Origin of the sequence: Streptomyces neyagawaensis (assembly GCF_023516595.1) — a bacterium.
Lineage (GTDB): Bacteria > Actinomycetota > Actinomycetes > Streptomycetales > Streptomycetaceae > Streptomyces > Streptomyces neyagawaensis.
Genome location: NZ_JAMGBG010000261.1, coordinates 1 through 470, shown reverse-complemented (window position 1 = coordinate 470; position 470 = coordinate 1). Strand labels below are relative to the sequence as shown.

Annotated in this window: 2 pseudogenes; both read left to right on the top strand. The window is 72.6% G+C overall.

Annotation, left to right across the window (positions count from 1 at the left end):
• Positions 1–344 (top strand): annotated as a pseudogene (locus tag M8J73_RS44615) (IS21 family transposase); the annotation flags it as partial.
• Positions 341–470: pseudogene (locus M8J73_RS45870) on the top strand (AAA family ATPase); the annotation flags it as partial. The pseudogenes M8J73_RS44615 and M8J73_RS45870, both read left to right, overlap by 4 nt.

Genomic DNA, 470 nt, shown 5'->3' with positions numbered 1-470 from the left:
CCACGATGTCGCAGGTCAGCGTGCACTCGACCGTCCCCGACACAAGTGGCCAGACCTTGCTGGCCGTCCACCCGCGGGCCGTTGGCCGAGGCGCCCGCATCGTGGATGAAACGCACTGGGACGGCCTTCCCACCGGCGCCGGCCGCCGCGTCACCACCGGCGACGCTCTGCCCTCGCCCCGCCACGGCCAGGCAGTCGGGCTCGAGGCCGGACCGCTGCAGGCTCTGCTGAACCGGGCCGCCGCCGCGAACGTCGAGGTCGGCCGCCGTCCGCTGTCGGTCTACGACGAGCTGACCGGCACCCGCCCCTTCACTGCCAACTCCGCCACCAAGGAAGCCCGTTGAGCGAGCTGACCAGCACCCGCATCCGCACCACCGCCACCAAGCTGGGCCTGCCGCACCTGGCCGAGGCCCTGACCCGGTACATCCAGCGGGCGGGCGAGGCAAAGATGGGCTACCTCGACCTGCTCG